This is a genomic window from Pseudomonas sp. Pseusp49, from assembly GCF_059491875.1.
In genome coordinates this window covers 1,452,380-1,475,614 of sequence record NZ_CP168514.1, presented here as the reverse complement: position 1 = coordinate 1,475,614, position 23,235 = coordinate 1,452,380, and the positions used below count along the sequence as shown (strand labels likewise).

24 protein-coding genes are annotated in these 23,235 nt (G+C 60.4%); 10 read left to right on the top strand and 14 right to left on the bottom strand.

Features of this window, described 5'->3' with window-relative positions:
* Positions 1 to 65: 65 nt before the first annotated feature.
* The 4 genes from purC to dapA are packed head-to-tail and all read right to left on the bottom strand — an operon-like array spanning position 66 to position 3,582.
* Positions 66 to 779 carry a phosphoribosylaminoimidazolesuccinocarboxamide synthase gene (purC, locus tag ACEN83_RS06505; RefSeq protein ID WP_007944067.1) on the bottom strand — a complete coding sequence of 238 codons (714 nt, stop codon included), beginning with the start codon at positions 777 to 779 and terminating at the stop codon, positions 66 to 68.
* Positions 780 to 807: 28 nt separating this feature from the next.
* The gene (locus ACEN83_RS06500) at positions 808 to 1,566 is read right to left on the bottom strand and encodes an MBL fold metallo-hydrolase (protein ID WP_495579814.1); all 759 of its coding nucleotides are present in this window, start codon (positions 1,564 to 1,566) and stop codon (positions 808 to 810) included.
* 4 nt (positions 1,567 to 1,570) lie between these two features.
* Positions 1,571 to 2,686, bottom strand: a complete 1,116-nt coding sequence (gene bamC / locus ACEN83_RS06495; RefSeq protein ID WP_116580245.1) for an NlpB/DapX family lipoprotein — start codon at positions 2,684 to 2,686, stop codon at positions 1,571 to 1,573.
* A 17-nt stretch (positions 2,687 to 2,703) separates the two neighbouring features.
* The gene (gene dapA / locus ACEN83_RS06490) at positions 2,704 to 3,582 is read right to left on the bottom strand and encodes a 4-hydroxy-tetrahydrodipicolinate synthase (RefSeq protein ID WP_007979774.1); all 879 of its coding nucleotides are present in this window, start codon (positions 3,580 to 3,582) and stop codon (positions 2,704 to 2,706) included.
* Positions 3,583 to 3,911: 329 nt separating this feature from the next.
* Between dapA and ACEN83_RS06485 the strand changes: the two genes are divergently transcribed.
* Both ACEN83_RS06485 and ACEN83_RS06480 read left to right on the top strand, forming a co-directional pair.
* Positions 3,912 to 4,472 carry a glycine cleavage system transcriptional repressor gene (locus tag ACEN83_RS06485; RefSeq protein WP_007979776.1) on the top strand — a complete coding sequence of 187 codons (561 nt, stop codon included), beginning with the start codon at positions 3,912 to 3,914 and terminating at the stop codon, positions 4,470 to 4,472.
* Positions 4,473 to 4,482: 10 nt separating this feature from the next.
* Entirely contained in the window at positions 4,483 to 4,956 is a 474-nt protein-coding gene (locus ACEN83_RS06480; RefSeq protein ID WP_218485718.1) for a peroxiredoxin, read from the top strand.
* An 87-nt stretch (positions 4,957 to 5,043) separates the two neighbouring features.
* Here the strand turns inward: ACEN83_RS06480 and ACEN83_RS06475 are convergent, their stop codons facing one another.
* Positions 5,044 to 6,114: an AI-2E family transporter gene (locus ACEN83_RS06475; protein ID WP_007979780.1), complete on the bottom strand. Its 1,071-nt coding sequence runs from the start codon at positions 6,112 to 6,114 to the stop codon at positions 5,044 to 5,046.
* Between the two features lie 31 nt (positions 6,115 to 6,145).
* The gene (locus ACEN83_RS06470; RefSeq protein WP_007979782.1) at positions 6,146 to 6,385 is read right to left on the bottom strand and encodes a sulfurtransferase TusA family protein; all 240 of its coding nucleotides are present in this window, start codon (positions 6,383 to 6,385) and stop codon (positions 6,146 to 6,148) included.
* Between the two features lie 98 nt (positions 6,386 to 6,483).
* On the opposite strand from ACEN83_RS06470, the gene ACEN83_RS06465 reads away from it, so the two are divergent.
* Complete coding sequence (locus ACEN83_RS06465; protein WP_495579813.1) at positions 6,484 to 7,917, top strand: M48 family metalloprotease; 1,434 nt, start codon at positions 6,484 to 6,486, stop codon at positions 7,915 to 7,917.
* Positions 7,918 to 7,994: 77 nt separating this feature from the next.
* On the opposite strand, the gene ACEN83_RS06460 is transcribed toward ACEN83_RS06465, so the two are convergent.
* The 4 genes from ACEN83_RS06460 to rpoE all read right to left on the bottom strand — a co-directional run bounded on the left by ACEN83_RS06460 (position 7,995) and on the right by rpoE (position 11,766).
* Entirely contained in the window at positions 7,995 to 9,419 is a 1,425-nt protein-coding gene (locus ACEN83_RS06460; RefSeq protein ID WP_495579812.1) for a DegQ family serine endoprotease, read from the bottom strand.
* A gap of 178 nt (positions 9,420 to 9,597) precedes the next feature.
* Positions 9,598 to 10,557 carry a MucB/RseB C-terminal domain-containing protein gene (locus tag ACEN83_RS06455; RefSeq protein WP_495579811.1) on the bottom strand — a complete coding sequence of 320 codons (960 nt, stop codon included), beginning with the start codon at positions 10,555 to 10,557 and terminating at the stop codon, positions 9,598 to 9,600.
* An 8-nt stretch (positions 10,558 to 10,565) separates the two neighbouring features.
* Positions 10,566 to 11,153 carry a sigma-E factor negative regulatory protein gene (locus tag ACEN83_RS06450; protein WP_104450530.1) on the bottom strand — a complete coding sequence of 196 codons (588 nt, stop codon included), beginning with the start codon at positions 11,151 to 11,153 and terminating at the stop codon, positions 10,566 to 10,568.
* Positions 11,154 to 11,184: 31 nt separating this feature from the next.
* Positions 11,185 to 11,766 (bottom strand): RNA polymerase sigma factor RpoE/AlgU, encoded by a 582-nt coding sequence (gene rpoE / locus ACEN83_RS06445; RefSeq protein WP_003172477.1) that lies wholly within the window; start codon positions 11,764 to 11,766, stop codon positions 11,185 to 11,187.
* Between the two features lie 552 nt (positions 11,767 to 12,318).
* Between rpoE and nadB the strand changes: the two genes are divergently transcribed.
* Entirely contained in the window at positions 12,319 to 13,935 is a 1,617-nt protein-coding gene (gene nadB / locus ACEN83_RS06440; RefSeq protein WP_495579810.1) for an L-aspartate oxidase, read from the top strand.
* On the opposite strand, the gene ACEN83_RS06435 is transcribed toward nadB, so the two are convergent.
* Together ACEN83_RS06435 and ACEN83_RS06430 are read right to left on the bottom strand one after the other, a co-directional pair.
* Positions 13,904 to 14,356 carry a protein YgfX gene (locus tag ACEN83_RS06435; RefSeq protein WP_495579809.1) on the bottom strand — a complete coding sequence of 151 codons (453 nt, stop codon included), beginning with the start codon at positions 14,354 to 14,356 and terminating at the stop codon, positions 13,904 to 13,906. The two genes, nadB and ACEN83_RS06435, sit on opposite strands and share 32 nt — an antisense overlap.
* Positions 14,340 to 14,594, bottom strand: coding sequence for an FAD assembly factor SdhE (locus tag ACEN83_RS06430; RefSeq protein ID WP_007979797.1), 255 nt, complete (start codon positions 14,592 to 14,594; stop codon positions 14,340 to 14,342). Before ACEN83_RS06430 ends, ACEN83_RS06435 begins: the two co-directional genes overlap by 17 nt.
* 149 nt (positions 14,595 to 14,743) lie before the next feature.
* On the opposite strand from ACEN83_RS06430, the gene ygfZ reads away from it, so the two are divergent.
* Both ygfZ and ACEN83_RS06420 read left to right on the top strand, forming a co-directional pair.
* Complete coding sequence (gene ygfZ / locus ACEN83_RS06425; protein WP_495579808.1) at positions 14,744 to 15,685, top strand: CAF17-like 4Fe-4S cluster assembly/insertion protein YgfZ; 942 nt, start codon at positions 14,744 to 14,746, stop codon at positions 15,683 to 15,685.
* Between the two features lie 34 nt (positions 15,686 to 15,719).
* Positions 15,720 to 16,541, top strand: coding sequence for an HDOD domain-containing protein (locus tag ACEN83_RS06420; RefSeq protein WP_495579807.1), 822 nt, complete (start codon positions 15,720 to 15,722; stop codon positions 16,539 to 16,541).
* A gap of 114 nt (positions 16,542 to 16,655) precedes the next feature.
* Here the strand turns inward: ACEN83_RS06420 and ACEN83_RS06415 are convergent, their stop codons facing one another.
* Positions 16,656 to 18,044 (bottom strand): sensor histidine kinase N-terminal domain-containing protein, encoded by a 1,389-nt coding sequence (locus ACEN83_RS06415; RefSeq protein WP_495579806.1) that lies wholly within the window; start codon positions 18,042 to 18,044, stop codon positions 16,656 to 16,658.
* Positions 18,037 to 18,708 (bottom strand): response regulator, encoded by a 672-nt coding sequence (locus ACEN83_RS06410; RefSeq protein WP_007979804.1) that lies wholly within the window; start codon positions 18,706 to 18,708, stop codon positions 18,037 to 18,039. The genes ACEN83_RS06415 and ACEN83_RS06410 overlap by 8 nt, the downstream gene beginning before the upstream one ends.
* Before the next feature lie 442 nt (positions 18,709 to 19,150).
* On the opposite strand from ACEN83_RS06410, the gene ACEN83_RS06405 reads away from it, so the two are divergent.
* Genes ACEN83_RS06405 through ACEN83_RS06390 form a run of 4 tightly spaced genes read left to right on the top strand, consistent with a single transcriptional unit; the run spans position 19,151 to position 23,194 of the window.
* A complete protein-coding gene (locus ACEN83_RS06405; RefSeq protein WP_495579805.1) occupies positions 19,151 to 20,128 on the top strand; it encodes a Bug family tripartite tricarboxylate transporter substrate binding protein in 978 nt (325 codons plus the stop codon).
* 58 nt (positions 20,129 to 20,186) lie between these two features.
* Complete coding sequence (locus tag ACEN83_RS06400) at positions 20,187 to 20,645, top strand: tripartite tricarboxylate transporter TctB family protein (RefSeq protein ID WP_007979809.1); 459 nt, start codon at positions 20,187 to 20,189, stop codon at positions 20,643 to 20,645.
* A gap of 1 nt (position 20,646) precedes the next feature.
* Positions 20,647 to 22,161, top strand: coding sequence for a tripartite tricarboxylate transporter permease (locus tag ACEN83_RS06395; protein WP_007979812.1), 1,515 nt, complete (start codon positions 20,647 to 20,649; stop codon positions 22,159 to 22,161).
* Positions 22,154 to 23,194 (top strand): AbrB family transcriptional regulator, encoded by a 1,041-nt coding sequence (locus ACEN83_RS06390; protein WP_495579804.1) that lies wholly within the window; start codon positions 22,154 to 22,156, stop codon positions 23,192 to 23,194. The genes ACEN83_RS06395 and ACEN83_RS06390 overlap by 8 nt, the downstream gene beginning before the upstream one ends.
* The last annotated feature ends 41 nt before the right edge of the window (positions 23,195 to 23,235 follow it).

Sequence of the window (23,235 nt, the reverse complement as noted above, 5' to 3'; positions counted from 1 at the left end):
AACACTTTCGCCGGAAGCGAACCCCCTAAGCGAAATATTTCTGTGCTTTCAGATGCTTGCGTCGGTTAAAGCGGTACGCCCAGACGGTTGGCGACTTCTTCGTAGGCTTCGATGACGTCACCGAGGCCCTGACGGAAGCGGTCCTTGTCCATTTTCTTGCCGGTAGCCTTGTCCCACAGACGGCAGCCGTCCGGGCTGAACTCGTCGCCCAGCACGATGGAACCATCGTGGAACACGCCGAATTCCAGCTTGAAGTCGACCAGCAGCAGGCCGGCGTCGTCGAACAGCTTGCTCAGGACTTCGTTGACCTTGAGCGACAGTTCTTTCATGCGAACCAGTTGCTCGGCGGTGCCCCAACCGAAAGCCACGACGTGGGATTCGTTGATGAACGGGTCGCCCTTGGCGTCGTCCTTCAGGAACAGTTCGAAGGTGTAAGGGTTGAGCTTCATGCCCTCCTCGACACCCAGGCGCTTGACCAGGCTGCCAGCGGCGTAATTACGCACGACGCACTCGACCGGGATCATGTCCAGCTTCTTCACCAGGCATTCGTTGTCGCCCAGCAGTTTGTCGAACTGGGTCGGCACGCCGGCCGCTTCGAGCTTCTGCATGATGAAGGCGTTGAACTTGTTGTTCACCATGCCCTTGCGGTCGAGCTGTTCGATACGCTTGCCGTCGAACGCCGAAGTGTCGTTGCGAAACAGCAGGATCAAACGGTTAGCGTCGTCGGTCTTGTAAACCGACTTGGCTTTGCCGCGGTAGAGTTCTTCACGTTTTTCCATGATGGGCTCCGCTTGCTAAGTAGATGGGCTAGGCGATGTGACGCCAGTCGAGCCCTGAATCTTGATCGGCCAGTTGCAGCCAGTCCGGGTCGCACCCGAGGGTGTCGACAAAACATTGCCGGGCCAGCTGCGGCAGGTTGTTCTTGCTGCTCAGATGGGCCAGGACCAGGTGTTGCAGGTCCTTCCAGCCCAGCTCGGCCACCAGGAATGCCGCCTGATGGTTGTTCAAATGTCCCAGTTCACCGCCCACCCGCTGCTTGAGAAAGTACGGGTAATGACCGCGAGCCAGCATGTCCCTGCAATGGTTGGACTCGATCATCAATGCATCGAGGTCCCGGTAACCGTCCAGCACCCTGTCGCAATAGGAGCCCAGGTCGGTCAACAGGCCGAAACGCCGTGAACCGTCACTGAAGACATACTGCGTCGGTTCCTGTGCATCGTGGGCCACGGCAATGACACCGATGCTCAAGTCGCCGATCTGCAACTGCTCGCCGCCGGCCAGAAAGCCTGCGGGTTCAATCGGTTTGCGCATCCCGCGCAAGGTCCCGCGACTGAGGTAGACAGGCAGATTGTAGCGCCGAGACAGCAAACCCACGCCATGCACGTGGTCGGCATGTTCGTGGGTCACGAGTATCGCGCTCAGCTGCGCAGGGTTCACACCCAGTCGCAGCAGGCGTTTTTCGGTTTCCCGCAGGGAAAAACCACAATCCACCAGCACGTACGTATCAGCGCTGGCTATCAGCGTGCCGTTCCCTTGACTGCCGCTGCCGAGAACGGCAAAACGCATAGGATCAGCCCAGGTTGTCTTGAATCTTGCTCAACACTTTACGCGCCACATCTGCCGGCGCCACGGTGTTGATGTTCTTCTCGACGGTGACCTGGACGTTCTCGCCAACCTTGCTCAGGCGAACCTGATAACGCTCGGCGCGAGCTTCCAGCTCTTCCTTGCTCGGCGCAGTGCCGAACAGGCTGCTGAGGAAACCTGGCTTGTCGTCTTTGCTCTCGGCTTTTTCGGCCAGGTTGATGTAGTACAGGCCCAGGCTGCGGTTGATGTCCTCAACGCGCCATTCGCCTTGTTCCAGCGCACGACCTACGCTCGACCAGGCACGGTCAAGGTCGGTACCGACGTTCAGCACAGGGTTGCCGCTGCCGTCTTCGCTCAGGCTGACACGGCTGGGCGCGTCGAAATCACGCGAAGCCAGCATGGAGACCGAACCGCCCTTCTCCGAGATACGGCTCATGCTCGCGAGCATGTCGTCGACCAGTGCCGCGTCCAGGCCAGTGTTGACCGAACGGTTGGTGAACTCGACGTCGGCGGTGCTGCCGGCTGGACGCTCGGCGCTGACCACGTAGACTTCACTGGTGTTGCGCTGCACGCCCGGCTCGATGCGCACCCGCACGCGGGTTTCGCTGTCGGTGCTGACGCCGGCCGCGCTCAGGCGCTTGGCCATGGCCGCAGACAGTTCATCGGAATGCTGCCAGGTCGTGGTGAATTCGCCGGTTTGCGGGCGCTGTTCATCCAGACGGAAACCGTTGTCCTGGAAGAACTGAACGGCCACAGGCCAGATTTCGGCAGGCGGATTCTGCGCCAGGATCGAGCTGGTGCCGCCGCTCTTCTGCAGCGAATAGGGACTGGCGTCGGCTACCGCCGTCAGCGGCTGTGGACGAGGAACGACGTATTCGCCCGTAGCGGTGTCATCGGCCACGTTGCGCGGGATCGGCAACAGCGGATCCAGACGCTTGGCGGTATGGATATCCGGCGGAATTTGCATCGGTGCAGTCTGTTGCGCTTCCAGGTAATCGCTACCACGGTCACGGAAATAACCTTCCGGGCCCCAGATCCATCCGCAGCCACTGGTGCTGGAGATAATCAAGGCAAGTGCGGAAAGTCCGGCCATTCGCTTCATGCGTTGTACTTCCTCAATTAAACCAGGACGCTGCACTGGCGCAGGGCCGTGCGGAGCGTTTCGTGACAAGGTGCGCTCAGCCAGGTCAGCGGCAGGCGAATGCCTTCGTGCATCAGGCCCATTTCGACCAAAGCCCACTTCACCGGAATCGGGTTGGCTTCGATGAACAGGTCCTTGTGCAGCGGCATCAGTTTTTCGTTGATTGCCCGTGCAGTCTCGGCATCACCCTTGAGGGCGGCCTCGCACAGGTCGGCCATTTCACGCGGTGCGACGTTGGCGGTGACGGAGATGTTGCCCTTGCCGCCCATCAGGATCAGCTCGACCGCGGTCGGATCATCGCCGGACAGCACGATGAAGTCCTTGCTGACGCCATCGAGGATGGCCTTGGCGCGCTTGAGGTCGCCGGTCGCTTCCTTGATACCGATGATGTTCGGCACGGTCGACAGGCGGATCACGGTCTCGGCCTGCATGTCGCAGGAGGTGCGGCCTGGCACGTTATAGAGAATCTGCGGGATGTCGACCGCTTCGGCGATGTGCTTGAAGTGCAGGTACAGGCCTTCCTGGGTCGGCTTGTTGTAGTACGGCACGACCAGCAGGCAGGCATCGGCGCCGGCTTCCTTGGCATTGCGGGTCAACTCGACGGCTTCGCGGGTCGAATTGGCGCCGGTACCGGCAATCACCGGAATGCGACCATTGACCTGCTTGACTACCGCTTTGATGACGGCGATATGTTCATCGACATCAAGGGTTGCCGATTCGCCGGTGGTACCGACGGCGACAATGGCATGGGTGCCGTTTTCAAGGTGGAAGTCCACGAGTTTGCTGAGGCTGTCCCAGTCAAGACGCCCCTGTGCATCCATGGGAGTGACCAGTGCCACCATACTGCCCGCAATCATGAAACCGCTCCTGCCGGAAAAAGAGAGCCGTAATGGTACTGGCGCCAAGTTGCTTGCACAAGCGAAGTACTGTGCTGCCGCCATTCCCCTTGGCGCCGGTTTTCGCTACCCTTCAGACTTTGATCGTTACAGACAAGCTCGTCCGTCGGGTTTCAGCCTCCATTTTCGGCATCACAAGTCCTGATCCAGCGTTGCCACGTCTCGCTCCCGCTCCGGCGGAGCCTGTTCGCAACCTGTCACTGGGGACTTTCTGAGTTCGCATCCGCAGGCTCGCTCCCGACCAATCAGCCTTTAGACGTACCGACCGCTCATCGCTTTAGGAATGCTGCATGTCCACCCCCACAGTTCGCGAACAATTCCTTGTTATCAGTGCCCTCGGCGCCAACCCCATGGAGCTGACCAACGTCCTGTGCCGCGCCAGCCATGAAAACCGCTGCGCCGTTGTCACCTCTCGCCTGACCCGTCATGGCGAATGCAGTGCCCTGGTGCTGGAAATCTCCGGTAGCTGGGATGCCCTGGCGCGCCTGGAAGGCAGCCTGCCCGTGCTGGCCAAGCGTCACGCATTCACCGTCAACGTGGTGCGTAGCGCCGCCCTGGAAAACCGCCCACAGGCCTTGCCGTACGTCGCTTATGTCAGCTCGGCCTACCGCTCGGACATCATCAACGAGCTGTGCCAGTTCTTCATGGACCACAATGTCGAGCTGGAGAACCTGACCTGCGACACCTATCAGGCTCCGCAGACCGGCGGCACCATGCTCAACGCCACGTTTACCGTGACCTTGCCGGCCGGCGTGCAGATCAGCTGGCTGCGCGATCAGTTCCTGGATTTCGCCGACGCGCTGAACCTGGACGCCCTGATCGAACCCTGGCGCCCACAGAACCCAATGTAAGGAAGCTTTCATGGCCGTTGCCATCGACCAACCGGTTGCCGATTTCGAAGCCCCCGCCACCAGCGGGCAGACCGTCAGCCTTGCAGGCCTGAAGGGCAAGCAGGTGGTGATCTACTTCTATCCGAAGGACAGCACGCCGGGCTGCACCACCGAGGGCCAGGGCTTTCGTGACCAGTATGCGGCGTTCAAGGCCGCCAATACCGAAGTGTTCGGCGTCTCTCGCGACAGCCTGAAATCCCATGAGAACTTCAAGTGCAAACAGGAATTCCCCTTTGAGCTGATCAGCGACAAGGACGAAGCCATCTGCCAGCTGTTCGACGTGATCAAGCTGAAAAAGCTGTATGGCAAGGAATACATGGGCGTGGATCGCAGCACGTTCCTGATCGACAAGGATGGCGTGCTGCGTCAGGAATGGCGTGGTGTGAAGGTGCCGGGGCATGTTGATGCTGTTCTGGCAGCGGCTCAGGCACTGAACAAGGCCTGATATCGAAAAAGATCGCAGCCTGCGGCAGCTCCTACAGGGATGGTCATCAATCCTGTAGGAGCTGCCGCAGGCTGCGATCTTTTTGATTTACAACAATGGCGCCACTTCCGGCTCCTTGCGCGGCCAGGCATCCAGCACTGCCTTGAACAGCGTCGCCAGGGGAATCGCAAAGAACACCCCCCAGAAGCCCCACAGCCCGCCAAACAACAGCACTGCGCAGATGATCGCCACCGGGTGCAGGTTGACCGCCTCCGAGAACAGCAAGGGCACCAGCACGTTGCCATCAAGCGTCTGGATGATTCCGTAGACCGCCATCAAGTAGATGAACTGATCGCTCCAGCCCCACTGGAACAGCGCAATCAGAAACACGGGTACAGTCACCACCACGGCGCCGACATAAGGCACCACCACCGAAATCCCCACCAGCAGTGCCAGCAACGCCGCGTAGTTGAGTTCAAGAACGACGAAGGCGATGTAGGTCACGCCACCACAGATGAAGATCTCGATGACCTTGCCGCGAATGTAGTTGGCGATCTGCCGGTTCATTTCATGGGCGACCCGGGTGATCAGCGCCCGCTCACGGGGCAGGTAACCGCGCACCCACTGGCCGATCATGGCCCGGTCCTTGAGGAAGAAAAACACCAGGATCGGCACCAGCACCAGGTAGATCATGATGTTCACCAGCAAGGGCAGGCTCGACAGCGAGAACGTCAGGGCCCACTGACCAAACTTGCCGATTTCGCCGCGCGCCACTTCGATGGCCTGCAGTACTTGCTCATCGGACACCAGATGCGGATAACGCTCGGGCAACAGCAGCAACAGTGACTGCCACTTGGCGAGCATGCCGGGCAACTCGTTGAACAAGGTGATCAGTTGATGCCACAGCAACGGCACGACCACCACGATAAATACCAGCAACAACCCCATGAACAACGCAAAGACCAGCCCCACCGCGACCCCGCCCGGCACACGCAGGCGTTCAAGCGTCACCACAAGCCCCTGCATCAGATACGCCAGCACCATTCCGGCGAGCACCGGCGCCAGCATGCCGCCCAGGGTCAATACGGCGGTGAACGCCAGAAACAGCAGGACAGCCAACACCACCGCTTCTTCATCGGAAAAATAGCGCTGAATCCAGTCGCGTAACACTTTGAACATCAATAATCCTTAGGAGCAAACGCAGCAGACTTCAGGCTTTTTTCAACCAGTAGCGGTAGACACCCGCCTCATCTTCTTCACGAAGCAGGGTATGACCAGCCAATCGGGCAAAGGTGCGAAAGTCGCGCTGCGAACCTGCATCGGTGGCGATGACCTTGAGTACCGCGCCACTGGCCAGCCGGTTGAGCTCCATCTTGGCCTTGAGCAACGGCAACGGGCAATTCAGGCCGCTGGCGTCCAGTTCAACGTCATGCTCTACAGCATCGGTCATTGCATCACTCCGGGTCAGGTGGTTGAGTTGCCTAGAATATCTGGTCGCAACGCCGGTGTCCGGCTACAGTAAGGTCTTTGTCGACTAAGGCTTTGTGCATGACATTTTTGCGCCCTACCCTGCTGACGCTCGCTTGCCTGCTCGCCTCACCGGGCTTCGCCGACGACCTGCCGTCACTCGGCGACGCCAGTTCTGCCATTGTCTCGCCACAACAGGAATACCAGCTCGGCCGCGCCTGGCTGGCCATGTTGCGCAGCCAGGTTTCGCAGCTCAACGATCCGCAACTCAAGGATTACGTGGAGTCCAGCGTTTACCGTCTGGTGGAGACCAGCCAGGTCACCGACCGGCGCCTGGAGTTCATCCTGATCAACAGCCCGCAGCTCAACGCCTTTGCGGCGCCGGGCGGGATAGTCGGGGTCAACGGTGGCTTGTTCCTTAATGCCCAGACCGAAGGCGAATATGCCTCGGTACTGGCGCACGAACTGGCTCACTTGTCGCAGCGCCACTTTGCCCGGGGCATCGAAGCACAAAAACGCATGCAAGTGCCGATGATGGCGGCATTGCTGGCGGGTATCGTGGTAGCAGCCGCAGGTGGCGGTGACGCCGGGATTGCAGCCATTGCCGGCACACAGGCGGCGGCCATTCAGGAACAGCGACGATTCTCTCGCCAGAACGAACAGGAAGCCGACCGTATCGGCATCCTCAATCTGGAAAAGGCCGGTTACGATCCCCGCTCGATGCCAACCATGTTCGAGCGCCTGGGGCGTCAGTACCGCTACGATGCCAAGCCGCCGGAGTTCCTGCTGACTCACCCGGTCACCGAATCGCGTATTGCCGACACCCGCAACCGTGCCGAACAGTTTCCAACGGGCGGTATTGAAGACAGCATGCGCTACCAACTGATCCGCGCACGCGTACAGCTGATCTATGAGGAAAGCCCGGGGCTCGGTGCCAAGCGCTTCCGCGCCCAGCTCGACGAGAACCCGAAAAACGACGTGGCGCGCTACGGCCTGGCGATCGCCCAGATCAAGGGCGGTCAACTGAACGAAGCCCGGGAAAACCTCAAGCAGTTGCTGGCCAAGGCACCGAACGAAATCATCTACAACCTCGCTCAGGTCGATCTGGACATCACCAACAATCGCCTGGCGGATGCCCAGTCCCGGGTTGACCGGTTGATAACCCAGTACCCTGGCAACTACCCGCTGAATCAGATGCGTGTCGACCTGCTGCTCAAGCAGAACCGCACCGCAGACGCGGAGAAAGCCCTCGAAGGCCTGCTCAAGTCACGGCCGGATGACCCGGACGTGTGGTATCAGGTTGCCGAGACGCGTGGCCTGTCGGGCAATATCATCGGCCTGCATCAGGCGCGCGCCGAATACTTTGCCCTGGTCGGGGACTACAAACAGGCCATTCAGCAACTGGACTTCGCCAAACGCAAGGCCGGCAGCAACTTCCCGCTGTCTTCGCGGATCGACGCGCGGCAACGCGAGCTGATGGAACAGGAGCGCATGATCAAGGACATGATGGGCTGACGCCCTCGCAGACAATCAGTCCGGACATAAAAAAACCGCCTCTTTCGAGGCGGTTTTTTATTCAGCCATCAACCGGGTTATTCAGCCAGTTTGAAGGTGATGAAGCTCGCACGACCTTGACGCAGTACCCGCATCGACACCGAACGGTTCTTTGGCAGCGCCTTGGCGATGTCCGCGAACTCCTTGGCGGAACCGATGGCCTGGTTGTTCAGGTGGGTGATCACATCACCCGGCTGCAGACCGATCATGGCGGCAGGACCGTCCTGCACTTCCTTGATCACCACACCACCTTTGAGGTCGTAGGTTTTCTTCTGGTCGTCAGTCAGTTCGACCACGGAAACACCAAGGCGATTGCTGCTGCGCTCGATGCTGGATTTTGGCTCGGCGCCCATTTCCTTGTCTTCATCCGGAATGGCACCGACGGTCAGCTCGACATTTTTGCGCTTGCCGTCACGAATGACTTCCAGATCGGCCTTGGCACCAGCCTTCAATGCGCCAACAAGATGCGGCAGGTCGGCCGACATGACGATTGGCTGACCGTTCATGCTCAGGATCACGTCGCCCACTTGCAGGCCACCCTTGGCAGCCGGGCCATCATCCTGGACCTGGGCAACCAGCGCACCCGCCGGTTTCTCCAGGCCGAACGACTCGGCGAGGTCCTTGCTCACTTCCTGAATCACCACGCCCAACCAGCCACGGCTGACCTTGCCACCGGATTTCAGCTGATTGGACACATCCATGGCCACGTCGATCGGGATTGCAAACGACACGCCCATGAAGCCACCGGAGCGGGTATAGATCTGCGAGTTGATCCCGACCACTTCACCGTTCAGGTTGAACAGCGGGCCACCCGAGTTACCCGGGTTGATCGGCACGTCGGTCTGAATGAACGGCACATAGTTTTCGTTCGGCAGACTGCGACCGACGGCGCTGACGATGCCTTGGGTCACCGTGTGGTCGAAGCCGAACGGCGAACCGATAGCAACCACCCACTGGCCGGCCTTCAGGTCCTGGGATTTACCGAGCTTGAGCACCGGCAGATCCTTGCCTTCGATTTTCAGCAACGCCACGTCGGAACGTGGATCGGTGCCGACGAGCTTGGCCTTCATTTCGCTTCGATCGGCCAGACGGACGAGGATTTCGTCCGCGTCGGCGATCACGTGGTTATTGGTCAGGATGTAGCCGTCAGACGAGATGATAAAACCCGAACCCAGGGACGTTGCCTCGCGTTGACGGTCGCGAGGAGAACGCGATTGCGGCGGCATGCCCCGCTCGAAGAATTCGCGCAGCATTGGCGGCAGGCCTTCAAGGTCGGGCATTTGCTGGCTGACTTTGCGATCCGGCAGCTTTTGCGTGGTACTGATGTTCACGACCGCGGGCGAGGCCTGTTCGACCAGTTGCGTAAAGTCAGGCAATTCGACCGCTTGGGCGGTGACCGCCTGACCGAGCACCAGCACGGTGGCAATAATGGAAAGGTAGGACTTCAAGCGTGGTATCGACATACGGCTCCCGTTACGACGAGCAGGGTTAAGCGATATGGAGCAAGGAACACCGGGAACAATACGCCGGTATTTTTGTTCCGGGAACAACAAACAAGGCCAGAGCCGAGGGGCTCTGACCTATAAGAAATTTACGGGATTTTTGCAAATTGAAATGCTCACGAAACATTTCGAATTCTGCTCACTGCTGGGTTGCAGTGGCATCGGTGCGCATTGAAAGCGCTATACGTTCAGCAGTACCGACCGGTATCTCGCCGACGACAGTCACCATCATGTCACCCTGTGCCGTGGTCAAGCGCCGGGAAACCGCAACGGTCGGCCCCAACTGAGTACGGGTGTCGGTGACGGTTGCACCATTCAACGGTTCGAGGAATACCGAAAAACGCGCCAGTCCATCGTCGTACATCAGGCTGTTGACCTGGGTCTTGGTCTGCGGATCCTTGCGAGCGGTGCTGCTGGTCAGCTCGAAACCGGGTGGTAACCAGTCGGAATGCCAGACCTGGGCAGCCTTGACGGCAGAGGCCTTGTCACTGTCGAGGTTGACCGGCTTGCAATCATTGCTGGCCTGCAGATCCTTTTCGGAAGGAAGGTCGGCCGTATCCAGTTGCGTGAACTGGAAGCGCTCCAGCAACCGCCCCTTGTCGTCCAACAACAAAGACTTCAGAGGCAGGCCGGTTTCTTTGTCCAGATGCAGTTCAAAACCGTAGCGGTGCTGGTCGCGGGGTTTGAGCGATACGATCACCGCCGAACGCCCAGCGACACGCGACTTGCCGATGACGGCAAGGTCATACCAATTCTTGAGCTTTTGAGGGTCGAGTGCACGGGCAGCGGAGTTGGGGGAGTCCCCAAGCCCTGCTATCAGTGTGCCGCTGACGCATTGAGTATGCCCATCAATGCGAACGACTTCCTGAGCGGAGCCGTCGAGCTGGATCAATCGCTCGCGGACCTTTCCATCCTGGACCAGGTGCCAGATGTTATGGGTAGAAAAACTACCGTTACGCTCGTAGACGAAAGTACCCTGAAAGCTTTGCTGCTGCTCTGCCTGGCCCAGGCGGGTCAACCAGTCCTGGGCATCATCAGCCTGGGCTGGAACGATGAACCAGCCGCTGAGCAGAAGCGAAAGTAGAGGTATGGCGCGCATGATCCTCCTTAACGGTTTTCCAGACTTGCCGCACGAGCGTAAGGCAGAGCGCTCTCAGTACCTTTCAGTGCAGCCTGTTGTGCATGTTGGCGCAAGTAGCCTGGCAGACGCTGATCGTGCCAGCCTGGTTGACCTTGCAAAACGCCATTGGCCATTGGGCCTGTAGCTTCCGAACTCTCATTGTAGCCTGCCAGGACAGCAGGGCCTTTTACTTGAGGAACGGCCAGTGCGGGTTGAGCGGATTGCTGGGCCAGTTCGGCACCTGCGATCTCATCCTGGTTGTACAGACGCACACCGGCCAGTACCGCCAGGGTCACCGAGGCTGCGACCGCCAGACGACCCAGGCTGCGCCATGGACCGCGGGACGCTTTTGCCGGTGAGGCTTCATCAGCCAGGGCAGCAGAAACAGCCGCAGCGATGTCCAGGCGTGGAAGCAGCAGATCCTTGTGCATCACTGCCCGAGCGATCTGATAACGAGCCCAGGTGTCACGGGTTTCAACATCGTCGCAGGCATTCAATACCCGACGCAATTCCAATTCGTCCGCTTCGTTATCCATCACTGCGGACAGCGATTCCTGCAGGGCTTCACGACTCATGGCGTTCCTCTCTTGGCTGTCGCCGCTGTCTTTAGTTTTCCTGCAACAACGGCTGCAGGGCTTTGTCGATGGCCTCCCGGGCGCGGAAAATCCGGGAGCGCACGGTGCCTACCGGACATTGCATGACGCTCGCAATGTCCTCGTAACTCAGACCATCAAACTCACGTAAAGTTAAAGCCGTACGCAAATCTTCCGGCAGTTGCTGAATGGTTCGATGGACGGTGCCTTCGATCTCATCCCGCAGCAAAGCCCGTTCTGGCGACTCGAGATCCTTGAGGCCATGATCGCCATCGTAGAACTCTGCATCTTCGGAACTGACATCGCTATCCGGCGGCCGACGGCCGCGTGAAACCAGATAGTTTTTCGCCGTGTTGATGGCGATGCGGTAAAGCCACGTATAAAACGCGCTGTCTCCGCGAAAATTTCCAAGTGCACGGTACGCCTTGATAAAGGCTTCTTGTGCCACATCCTGGGCTTCATGGGTGTCGTGCACAAAACGCACGATCAACCCGAGAATTTTGTGCTGGTATTTCAGCACTAGCAGATCGAAAGCACGCTTGTCGCCGCGCTGAACGCGTTCGACCAGTTGCTGATCCTCTTCCTGGGTTAGCATGAACACTCCTCGATGAGCTCGGAGGAGGCTTGCAGAAGTAAACCACCAGACTTGCAAACATAGACTCGGGCTTTTCGCAAAAGTTCTCCCCCTCCAGGCAAGTTTCCTGCGGGCTCTGATTTGGCACGCACGAAAAGCGCAGCGCGAGTGGGCCCGGCTGCGCGAATAATCTTGTCATCGGATTCTTCGCCAGGGATCGAGCTGCAATCCCGTACTGAATCCGACGCTGTCCCTTGTTTCAGGCAACGGTCTATTGATCTTGGCACTTTGGCAAAAGTTCCAAATATTTATAGCTGCGCCGAACCGACATTGTGCAACCGTGAAGCGAAAAAGACTGTTAAATCGGCGATACAGTCATTCTCGCGCGCAACGGGCAGAAAAACATCCGACGAAGCGCCCGACATTTTGCGTCACAGTAGTTTCACAATGCCATGCTGGCTCGGGTATTGTGCCGTCCCCCCCCTCTATATACTAGTGGGCTGTGCGGCTGACTCGACTCGCCAGTCCAGCTGCGCCACCCCCGACCCGGGTCGCTTTGAGCGGAATCCTGAAATGAGCCAACAGTTTCAACACGATGTTCTGGTAATTGGCAGCGGTGCTGCCGGCTTGAGCCTTGCGCTGACCTTGCCCGGTCATTTGCGCATTGCCGTATTGAGCAAAGGCAACCTCGCCAATGGCTCGACGTTCTGGGCCCAGGGTGGCGTTGCCGCCGTGCTGGACGACACCGATACCGTTGAATCCCATGTCGATGACACCCTCAATGCCGGCGGCGGCCTGTGCCATGAAGACGCGGTGCGCTTTACCGTCGAGCACAGCAAGGAAGCGATTCAATGGCTGATCGACCAGGGCGTGCCCTTTACCCGCGATGAACACTCGAGCAATGAAGATGGCGGGTTCGAATTCCACCTGACCCGCGAAGGCGGTCACAGCCATCGGCGCATCATCCACGCCGCCGATGCCACGGGCGCTGCCATTTTCACCACCCTGCTCGAGCAGGCCAGGAAACGGCCGAACATCGAACTGCTGGAACAGCGGGTTGCGGTAGACCTGATCACCGAGAAACGCCTCGGACTCGAAGGCGACCGCTGCCTCGGTGCTTATGTGCTCAATCGCGGCACCGGCGAAGTCGATACCTATGGTGCCCGCTTTGTGATCCTAGCCTCAGGGGGAGCGGCCAAGGTTTACCTGTACACCAGTAACCCCGACGGTGCCTGCGGCGATGGCATCGCCATGGCCTGGCGCTCGGGCTGCCGGGTGGCGAACCTGGAATTCAACCAGTTTCACCCCACCTGCCTGTATCACCCGCAAGCCAAGAGCTTCCTGATCACCGAAGCCCTGCGCGGCGAGGGCGCCCACCTGAAGCTGCCCAACGGCGAGCGCTTCATGCAGCGCTTCGATCCACGGGCAGAGCTGGCGCCACGGGACATCGTCGCCCGGGCCATCGACCATGAAATGAAACGCCTGGGTATCGATTGCGTCTATCTGGACATCAGCCACAAGCCCGAATCCTTCATCAAGACGCACTTCCCGACGGTGTATGAACGCTGCCTGGAATTTTCCATCGACATCACCAAACAGCCGATTCCCGTGGTCCCCGCTGCGCACTACACCTGCGGTGGCGTGATGGTCGATCAACAGGGCCGCACCGACGTGCCGGGACTGTACGCCATCGGCGAAACCAGTTTCACCGGCCTGCACGGCGCCAACCGCATGGCCAGCAACTCGCTGCTTGAATGTTTCGTTTATGCCCGCTCGGCGGCCACGGACATTCTCGAGCAGTTACCTCGTGTTCCGATGCCCGCCCCCCTTCCCGCCTGGGATGCGAGCCAGGTCACCGATTCCGATGAAGACGTGATCATTGCGCACAACTGGGATGAGCTGCGGCGGTTCATGTGGGACTACGTTGGCATCGTGCGCACCAACAAGCGCCTGCAACGGGCACAACACCGCGTGCAATTGTTGCTGGATGAAATCGACGAGTTCTATAGCAACTACAAGGTCAGCCGGGATCTGATCGAGCTGCGCAACCTGGCCCAGGTGGCCGAGCTGATGATTCTGTCAGCCATGGAGCGCAAGGAAAGCCGTGGCCTGCATTACACCCTCGATTACCCGGACATGTTGCCGGTCGCGCTGGACACTATTCTGGTGCCGCCCACCTACGTCGGCTGAACTTGAGCCGGACCCGCAGGCGTCGGTGCACATCCGCCGCCTGCGCATCCCGGGGCACGCAAATGGCCCTGACCCGGCGCTCACCCCGCAGACGGAAACGCAAGACCACCACCAATGGCAACGCCAGGCTGTCCGGCCTCAGCTGCACGGGCTGCCAACCCTTGGCCTGACTCCACAACTGCCAGCCATCGGCATCGCGCCGCAAGCCGCAAATGGCCTGCGGATGGGTCAGCAAGATTTGCCGGGGCAACAGCCAGGCGCCGTGAGCCACGCACAGCACAACGCCGAGCAAACTGGCCCAGAGCGGAATCGACAGTAAAAACAACGAACCCAGCGCGAACAGCTGGGCCAGCAGATACGCCGCCAGCAACTGCCGTGAGGCATGCCAGCGGCATTCGAACGAATTACTTGGGCTGGACACGATCCAGGATCATGCGGACCATGCGTTGCAGCTCGGGATCTTCCGATTCACTGCGTTCCATGAACCAGCCGAACATGTCCTGATCCTCACACGTCAGCAGTCGGACGTACAACGCGCGATCCACCTCGTTGAGCGTTGCGTAAACCTCTTTCGTGAACGGTACCAGCAACACGTCAAGCTCAAGCATGCCACGGCGGCTGTGCCAAAAGAGGCGGTTCAGTTCAACATCTTCGACCATGGAGCGCTCCTCAAATAGGCCGCAAGTATACAGGCCCGCGCCCGGTCGAACAGTCGGCTTTGGTCGGGCACCGATGATCCTTTGTGAACTACCCATTTCGAAGGCGGCCCCTTATGATGTCCACCAGACTTTTTACCCTGCGATGACCCATGGCCGATTCTGCTTTTTTCTGCACGCTTTCTCATGAAGGTGTTCTCGCGGTCCGCGGCGCGGACGCCAGCAAATTCCTGCAAGGCCAACTGACCTGCAATCTCAACTACCTGAGCGATTCCCGGGCCAGCCTCGGTGCGCGCTGCACGCAGAAAGGCCGGATGCAATCGAGTTTCCGCATCCTGCTCGAAGGTGACGGCGTGGTCCTGGCCATGGCCACCGAATTGCTCGAACCGCAACTGGCGGACCTGAAAAAATACGCGGTGTTCTCCAAATCGAAACTGACCGACGAGAGTGCCGCCTGGGTCCGCTTCGGCATTGACCATGGCGACGCCGCACTGGCCAGCCTCGGCCTGGACCTGCCGCCGGAAACCGACAGCGTCGTGCGCAACGACGGGCTGATCGCCATCCGTGTCTCACCGCAACGCGCCGAGTTGTGGGTTGCTGCCAGTCAAGCCGATGCGGTCAAAGGCAAGCTGTCGGCGGTGCTGAGCGAAGGTGACCTGAATCAATGGTTGCTGGGCCAGGTCCGTGCCGGGATCGGCCAGGTCATGCCCGGCACCCGCGAGTTGTTCATCCCGCAGATGCTCAACCTGCAAGCCGTCGGTGGCGTGAGCTTCAAGAAAGGTTGCTACACCGGCCAGGAAATCGTCGCGCGCATGCAGTACCTGGGCAAACTCAAGCGCCGCTTGTATCGCCTGCAACTGGCTGCCGGCGAGCTGCCGGAACCGGGTACGGCGCTGTTTTCCCCGACCCATGGCAGCTCTATCGGCGAAGTGGTGCTGGCTGCCCGCGCCGGGCAAGGCATTGAGCTCATGGCGGTGTTGCAAGCCGAAGCAGCAGACAGTGGAGACATCCACCTGGGCGCGCTCGAAGGGCCGTCCTTGCAGCTGCTCGACCTGCCTTATGAACTGGACCGCGATCGCGAAATCCAGCAATAACGGCAGCACTTGGCGTTACACCTAGAGAGATTCAATGAGCGAGCTGGCGGAAAAGGTCCAACAGGATTTGGTTGAGGCCATCAATAACGATGACCTGGTTCTGCCAACGTTACCGGAAGTGGCCCTGCAAATTCGCAAGGCCGCGGAAAACCCGGAAGTCAGCGTCAGTACCCTGAGCAAAGTGATCGGCCGTGATACCGCGCTGTCGGCGCGCCTGATCAAAGTGGTCAACAGCCCGCTGTTGCGCGCGACCCAGGAAGTGACCGACCTGCACACCGCGATCACTCGCCTGGGCATCAACTACAGCTGCAACCTGGCGATCGGCCTGGTCATGGAGCAGATTTTCCACGCCCGCTCCGACGTGGTGGAACAGAAAATGCGCGAAGTCTGGCGCAAAAGCCTGGAAATCGCCGGCGTCAGCTATGCCCTGTGCCGCAGTTATACCCGGCTCAAGCCCGACCAGGCTGCTCTTGGCGGGCTGGTGCATCAAATTGGCGTGCTGCCGATCCTGACCTACGCCGAAGATCACTATGAACTGCTGTCCGACCCGGTCAGCCTCAACCATGTGATCGACCGGATACATCCCCTGATCGGCGAAAAACTGCTCAAGGTCTGGGACTTTCCCGACATGCTGGTGCAGGTGCCGCAGCTCTACCTGAATCTCAAACGCCAGTCGGCGCAGATCGACTATGTGGATCTGGTACAGGTGGCCAGCCTGTATTGCCACAAGGACACCGACCATCCGTTCGCTCGTATTGACCCGTTGAGCGTGCCGGCCTTCAATGCGCTGGGCATCGACATCGACGACGAGGCGATGTGCGCCGACCTGGAAGAAACACGGTCGATGTTTTACTGATCAAGGACCGCGTCGCCCCCTTCGCGAGCAAGCGCGCTCCCACATTGAACCGAGTCGCCGCAGATCAAATGTGGGAGCGGGCTTGCTCGCGAAGAGGCCAGAACAGACACCGCATCACTCCCCCGCAACAAAACTCACCCGCACCTTCAACCCCGCCCGCTCTCCATCGTGCAGGCTGATCTGCGCCAGATGCGCGCGACAGATCTCGCCGACAATCGCCAATCCCAACCCTGAACCGGCCACTTGCTGATTGCGCCGGTAAAAGCGTTCGAATACCCGGTCGCGCTCCTCAAGAGGAATGCCGGGGCCATCATCTTCGACTTCCAGCACGGCGGGAGCCGAGACCCGCAGAATCACATTGCCGCCCGGCGGCGTGTGAGCCAGTGCGTTATCCACCAGATTGCTCAGCAGTTCGTTCAATAGCGTCGGCTCGCCCCGCAACCAGACGGGTTCATCCGCTTCCAGCGCCAGCGCGATGCCGCGCTTGTGGGCCAACGGCGCCATGGCCATGCCCAGTTCCCGAGCCAGTTGACTGAGGTCGAGCAACTGCGCGCCCCCCTCGGCAATCGCCCGGGCGCCATTTTCGACCCGTGCCAGGGAAAGCAACTGATTGGCCAGATGGGTCAAGCGGTCAGTGCCTTGGGCGGCGGTCTCCAGCGTGCTGCGCCAGGTCTCGGGCTCGGCCGCGCGCATGCCCAGCTCCAGTCGCGCCTTGAGGGCTGCCAATGGCGTGCGCAGCTCGTGGGCGGCATCGGCAATGAATTGCGCCTGCTTCTCGAACTGTCCACGCAGGCGCTCGGTAAAGTGATTGAGGGCGCGCACCAGCGGCCACAATTCGCGCTGCACTTCCACCAATGGCAAGGGGCGCAGATCGTCCGGCTGGCGCTCTTCCACCGCCGTGCGCAAGCGCTCCAGCGGGCGCAACGCAGCACTCACCGCAAACCACACCAGCATCAACGCACCGATTGCCAGCATGCCCAGGCGCAGCAACGTATCTGCCGCCAGACTGCGGGCCATGCTGACGCGCGCTTCATCGGTTTCGGCCACGCGGATTTCCGCCATGCCGTTCATGTTGGGCTCGCTCACGGGCTTGAGCAGGCTCACCACGCGCACGTTCTGCCCGCGGTACTGGGCGTTGTAGAAACGTGCCAGCGCCGGATAGTCATCGGTGCGCGGCGTTCCCGGCGGTGGCGCGGGCAGGTTTTCGTAACCGGAAATCAGCTTCTGATTGATATCGTTGACCAGGTAGAAAATTCGCCCGGCACTGTCGTAGGCAAAGGTATCGAGAGCCACGTAGGGCACGTCGGCACTCAGGGTGCCGTCGCGCTGGGAGACGCCGGCGGCGATGGTGCGCGCCGAGGCCAGCAAGGTCCGGTCATAGGCCGTGTCGGCGGCTTCACGACCGTTCCAGTAGGCGCTCAACCCGCTGGCCAGCATCAACACCACCAGCAACAGCGCCAGGTTCCACAGCAACCGCCAGCGCAGGCTGCTGGGCTTATGCATCGCGGCTTTCCAGCAAGTAACCGAGGCCACGGAAGGTCACGATGGCGACCGGCTGGCCATCCAGTTTCTTGCGCAGGCGGTGCACGTAGATTTCGATTGCATCGGGACTGGCCTCTTCATCCAGACCGAAGACTTGCGACGCCAGTTGCTCCTTGCTCATCACCCGACCGGGGCGCGCGATCAGGGCTTCGAGTACCGCCTGCTCGCGAGAAGTCAGGGTCAGCAATTCTTCACCAAGAGTGAAACGTCGGGTTTCCAGGTCATAGGCCAGCACACCACAACGCTGGATACGTTCACCGCCCAGCACACTGCGACGCAGCAACGCCTTGACCCGGGCTTCGAGTTCGGTCAGTTCGAACGGCTTGGCCAGGTAATCGTCGGCGCCCAGGTTCAGGCCATGGACCCGATCCTTGACGTCGCTGCGGGCGGTCAGCATCAACACCGGCAGGTTCTTGCCCCGCGCCCGCAGGCGCGCCAGCACTTCGAAACCATCCATGCGCGGCAAGCCGACATCGAGGATCGCCATGGCGTATTCCTCGCTGCCCAGCGCCAGGTCGGCGGCCACGCCATCGTGCAGGACGTCCACGGTCAGCCCGGTGCTCTTGAGCGCCTGGGCGACACTTTCGGCGAGCTGCAAATGGTCTTCGACGAGCAGGACACGCATGGATCTATACCTCGTTCAGGGATGGCCGACGCCATTCTTTGGCGCGGAGTTTACAGCCGCAATCACCGCTGTGAAGCCCGAAAAACCGTGAAAGCCCGCTGAAAGGTTAGCGAAAGGTTGGGTCGTTAGAGTCGCCCCACGGATGGTTTCGACTGCCGACCATCGAATCGTAGTTTGAAAACGTGCTTTGACATGTAACTACCGAAAAACGCCTCGAAGCGTTTTCGCCAATAAAAACAATAAACGAGGTACTGCACCATGCTGTCCACACAGCTTCAGGCTTGCCCGCCCCGCCCTTTCTCTTGCTCCCCGATGTTTACGCTTGCCAGCGCCGAAGCCGGCTGCCCGTCGTTCGATCCGTGCGGATTCGATCACGTCGGCGCCGCGCGAAAGCGTCGCACCTGAATCATCCCGAAAAACAAAAACTCCACTGGAGACAAAAATGAATCGTTCAATGCGCCGTTTCGCCCTCGCCGCCAGCTGTGCGCTGTTCGCCGGCCAACTCATGGCCGAGCCTAAACGCCCGGAATGCATCGCCCCGGCCTCGCCCGGTGGCGGTTTCGACCTGACCTGCAAACTGGCGCAAAGCGCGCTGGTCAACGAAAAACTGCTGACCAAACCGATGCGGGTGACCTACATGCCCGGCGGTGTCGGCGCGGTGGCGTACAACGCGGTGGTCGCCCAGCGTCCTGCCGATGCCGGTACGTTGGTGGCCTGGTCCAGTGGTTCGCTGCTGAACCTGGCCCAAGGCAAGTTCGGTCGTTTCGATGAAAGCAATGTGCGCTGGCTGGCCGCCGTCGGCACCAGCTACGGCGCGATCGCGGTGAAGAGCGATTCGCCCTACAAGACCCTCGACGATCTGGTCCAGGCCCTGAAGAAAGATCCGAGCAAAGTGGTGATCGGTTCCGGCGGCACCGTCGGCAGCCAGGACTGGATGCAGACCGCGCTGATCGCCAAGGCAGCCGGGATCAACCCGCGCGACCTGCGTTACGTCGCCCTCGAAGGGGGCGGCGAGATCGCCACGGCCCTGCTCGGCGGTCATATCCAGGTTGGCAGCACCGACATTTCCGACTCCATGCCACACATCCTCAGTGGTGATATGCGCCTGCTGGCGGTGTTCTCCGACAAGCGTCTGGACGAGCCGGAAATGAAGGACATCCCGACCGCCCGCGAACAAGGCTACGACATCGTCTGGCCGGTGGTTCGCGGCTTCTACCTGGGGCCGAAGGTCAGCGACGAGGACTACGCCTGGTGGAAGGACTCCTTCGACAAACTGCTGGCTTCACCGGAGTTCGCCAAGTTGCGCGACCAGCGTGAACTGTTCCCGTTCGCCATGACCGGCCCGGAGCTGGACACCTATGTGAAGAAGCAGGTCGCGGACTACAAAGTGCTGGCCAAAGAGTTCGGCCTGATCCAGTGATCGTCTCTGTCTAGCGGCTGCGACTCCGTTTGGCGGAGTCGCGGCACAGGAGTTCCTCATGCTCTTACAACGCATTTTTGCTTCGGTGCTGTTGCTGGCCTGTCTCGGCTTGGCATTGATGGCGTGGCCGTACCAAGCGGCTTTTTCCTACGAACCGGTGGGGCCTCGGGCTTTTCCATTGCTGATGCTCGGCCTGATGGGCTCAGCGCTGTTGTACATGGTGTTCCGTCCGGCACCGATCAAGCACAGTGCCGACGAGCCGCCGCTGGATCGCGAAACCCTGACCAAGATCGGCATCTGCGTGGTGCTGTTGCTGGTGTTCGCCGGCACCTTCGAGCCCCTGGGTTTCATCGTCGCCAGCATCCTGATCGGCGTACCCATGGCGCGACTGTATGGCGGTCGCTGGGTGCCAAGCATCGTGATCATCAGCTTGATGGCCGTCGGCCTCTACCTGCTGTTCGACAAGTTGATGGACGTACCGCTGCCCTTGGGCGTGCTCGACGTTCTGGAGAACTGATATGGATACTCTTGGCTATTTGGGTCAGGGTTTCGGCGTCGCGCTGAGCCCGTACAACCTGGTGACTGCACTCTGCGGCACCCTGATCGGTACAGTGGTCGGCCTGTTGCCGGGCCTGGGGCCGATCAACGGCGTGGCGTTGCTGATCCCGATCGCATTCGCCCTCGGCCTGCCACCGGAGTCGGCACTGATCCTGCTGGCGGCGGTTTACCTGGGTTGCGAATACGGCGGCCGGATCAGCTCGATTCTGCTGAACATTCCGGGCGAAGCGTCCACCGTGATGACCACCCTCGACGGTTACCCGATGGCCCGCAAAGGCCTGGCCGGTGTAGCACTGTCGCTGTCGGCATGGAGCTCGTTCATCGGTGCCTTTATCGCGACCTGCGGCATGGTGCTGTTCGCCCCGCTGCTGGCGAAATGGGCGATTGCCTTCGGCCCCGCGGAATATTTCGTACTGATGGTGTTTGCGATTGTCTGCCTCGGCGGCATGGCCGGTGACCGTCCGCTGAAGACGTTCATCGCGGCGCTGATCGGCCTGTTCCTGTCGACCGTCGGCATCGACGCCAACAGCGGTGTGTATCGCTTCACCGGGGACAACATTCACCTGACCGACGGCATCCAGTTCGTCGTGCTGGTGCTGGGCTTGTTCTCCATCAGCGAAATCCTCCTGCTGCTGGAAAAAACCCACCACGGCCAGGAAGCGGTCAAAGCCACCGGCCGGATGATGTTCAACTTCAAGGAAGCGGCGTCGGTGTTCGTGGTGAACATCCGTTGCGGTGTACTGGGTTTCATCATGGGCGTATTGCCGGGTGCCGGTGCGACCCTGGCCAGTGCCGTGGCCTACATGACCGAAAAACGCATGGCGGGTGCCAAGGGTACTTTCGGCCAGGGTGACATGCGCGGCCTGGCGGCGCCGGAAACCGCCATCGGTGGCGCGGCTTGCGGTGCGCTGGTGCCGATGCTGACCCTCGGCGTTCCAGGTTCCGGCACCACGGCGGTGATGATCGGTGCATTGTCGCTGTACAACATCACCCCGGGCCCGCTGCTGTTCCAGCAGCAACCGGACATTGTCTGGGGCCTGATCGCTTCGTTGTTCATCGCCAACGTGATGCTGGTGATCCTCAATATCCCGATGATCCGCATCTTTACCCGCATCCTCGCCGTGCCGAACTGGGCACTGGTGCCGGTGATCGCGATCATCACCGGGATCGGTGTCTACGCGGTGCACGCGACAACGTTCGATCTGTTCCTGATGATCGGCATCGGCATCTTCGGTTATATCCTGCGCAAGCTGGACTTCCCGCTGTCGCCGGTATTGCTGGGCTTCATCCTCGGAGGATTGATGGAACAAAACCTGCGCCGCGCCCTGTCGATTTCCAACGGTGCGCTGGAAATCCTCTGGTCGAGCCCGATCACCTTCGGTTGCTGGATCCTGACGGCGATCATGCTGCTGATGCCACTCATCCGTATCTGGCGCAAACGTTCGGCCGCGCAACGCATCATCCCCGATGTCTGATCGAACACCGCTCAAAGCCTGGTGGGGAACCCCGCTGGTCGGCCTGCTGGGCGGTTACCTCGCCAGCCAGGTCGGCTGGCCTTTGCCGTGGATGGTCGGCTCGTTGCTGGCGATCATCCTCGTGCGTTGCCTGACCCCCTGGCAACTGGCCGAAATCCCTGGCGGCCGCAAGTGCGGCCAGTGGATCGTCGGCATCGGCATCGGCCTGCACTTCACCCCGCTGGTGATGGAGCAGGTGCTGAGTCATTTCGGCCTGATCTTCTTCGGTGCGTTGGTCACCAGCCTGTCCGCCGTAGTCGGCGTGTGGCTGATGCGCCGTACCGGTGAAGATCGTGCCACCGCGTTCTTTTCCAGCATGCCCGGCGGTTCCGGGGAGATGGTCAACCTCGGCGCGCGCAATGGTGCGGTGCTCAGCCATGTAGCGGCGGGGCAAAGTTTGCGGGTGTTGGTGGTGGTGCTGTGCGTACCGGCAGCCTTCAAGTATTTGCTGGGTGACGGTGCGCCGATTGCCCACGCGGGCAGCATCGATTGGCGCTGGCTGGCGGTGCTGTTTCCTGCTGGCGCATTGGCGGCCTGGATCTGGGAACGCCTGCGTCAACCCAACCCCTGGCTGTTCGGGCCGTTGCTGGTCAGTGCAGCGGTCAGCATCGGCTGGGACCTGCACATCGGCTTGCCCAACGGCGGCAGCCAGATCGGCCAGTGGTTGATCGGCAGCGGTCTGGGCTGTCACTTCAATCGGCAGTTTTTCCGGCGTGCGCCTTCGTTCATGGGCCGCACCTTGCTCGGCACGGTGCTGACCATGTTGATTGCGACTGCCGCAGCACTGGGCTTGAGTGCGCTGACCCACCTGGATCTGCGCTCACTGACATTGGGCATGATGCCGGGCGGTATTGCCGAGATGAGCCTGACGGCGGAGACCCTGCAATTGTCGGTACCGCTGGTGACGGCGATGCAGGTGATGAGGTTGTTGTTTGTGCTGTTTTTGGCGGAGCCGTTGTTCAAGTACTGGAACCGGGAACCAGACGAGTCCTGACGCATTTTTTGTGGCTGGTGATGACTGTGGCGAGGGGGCTT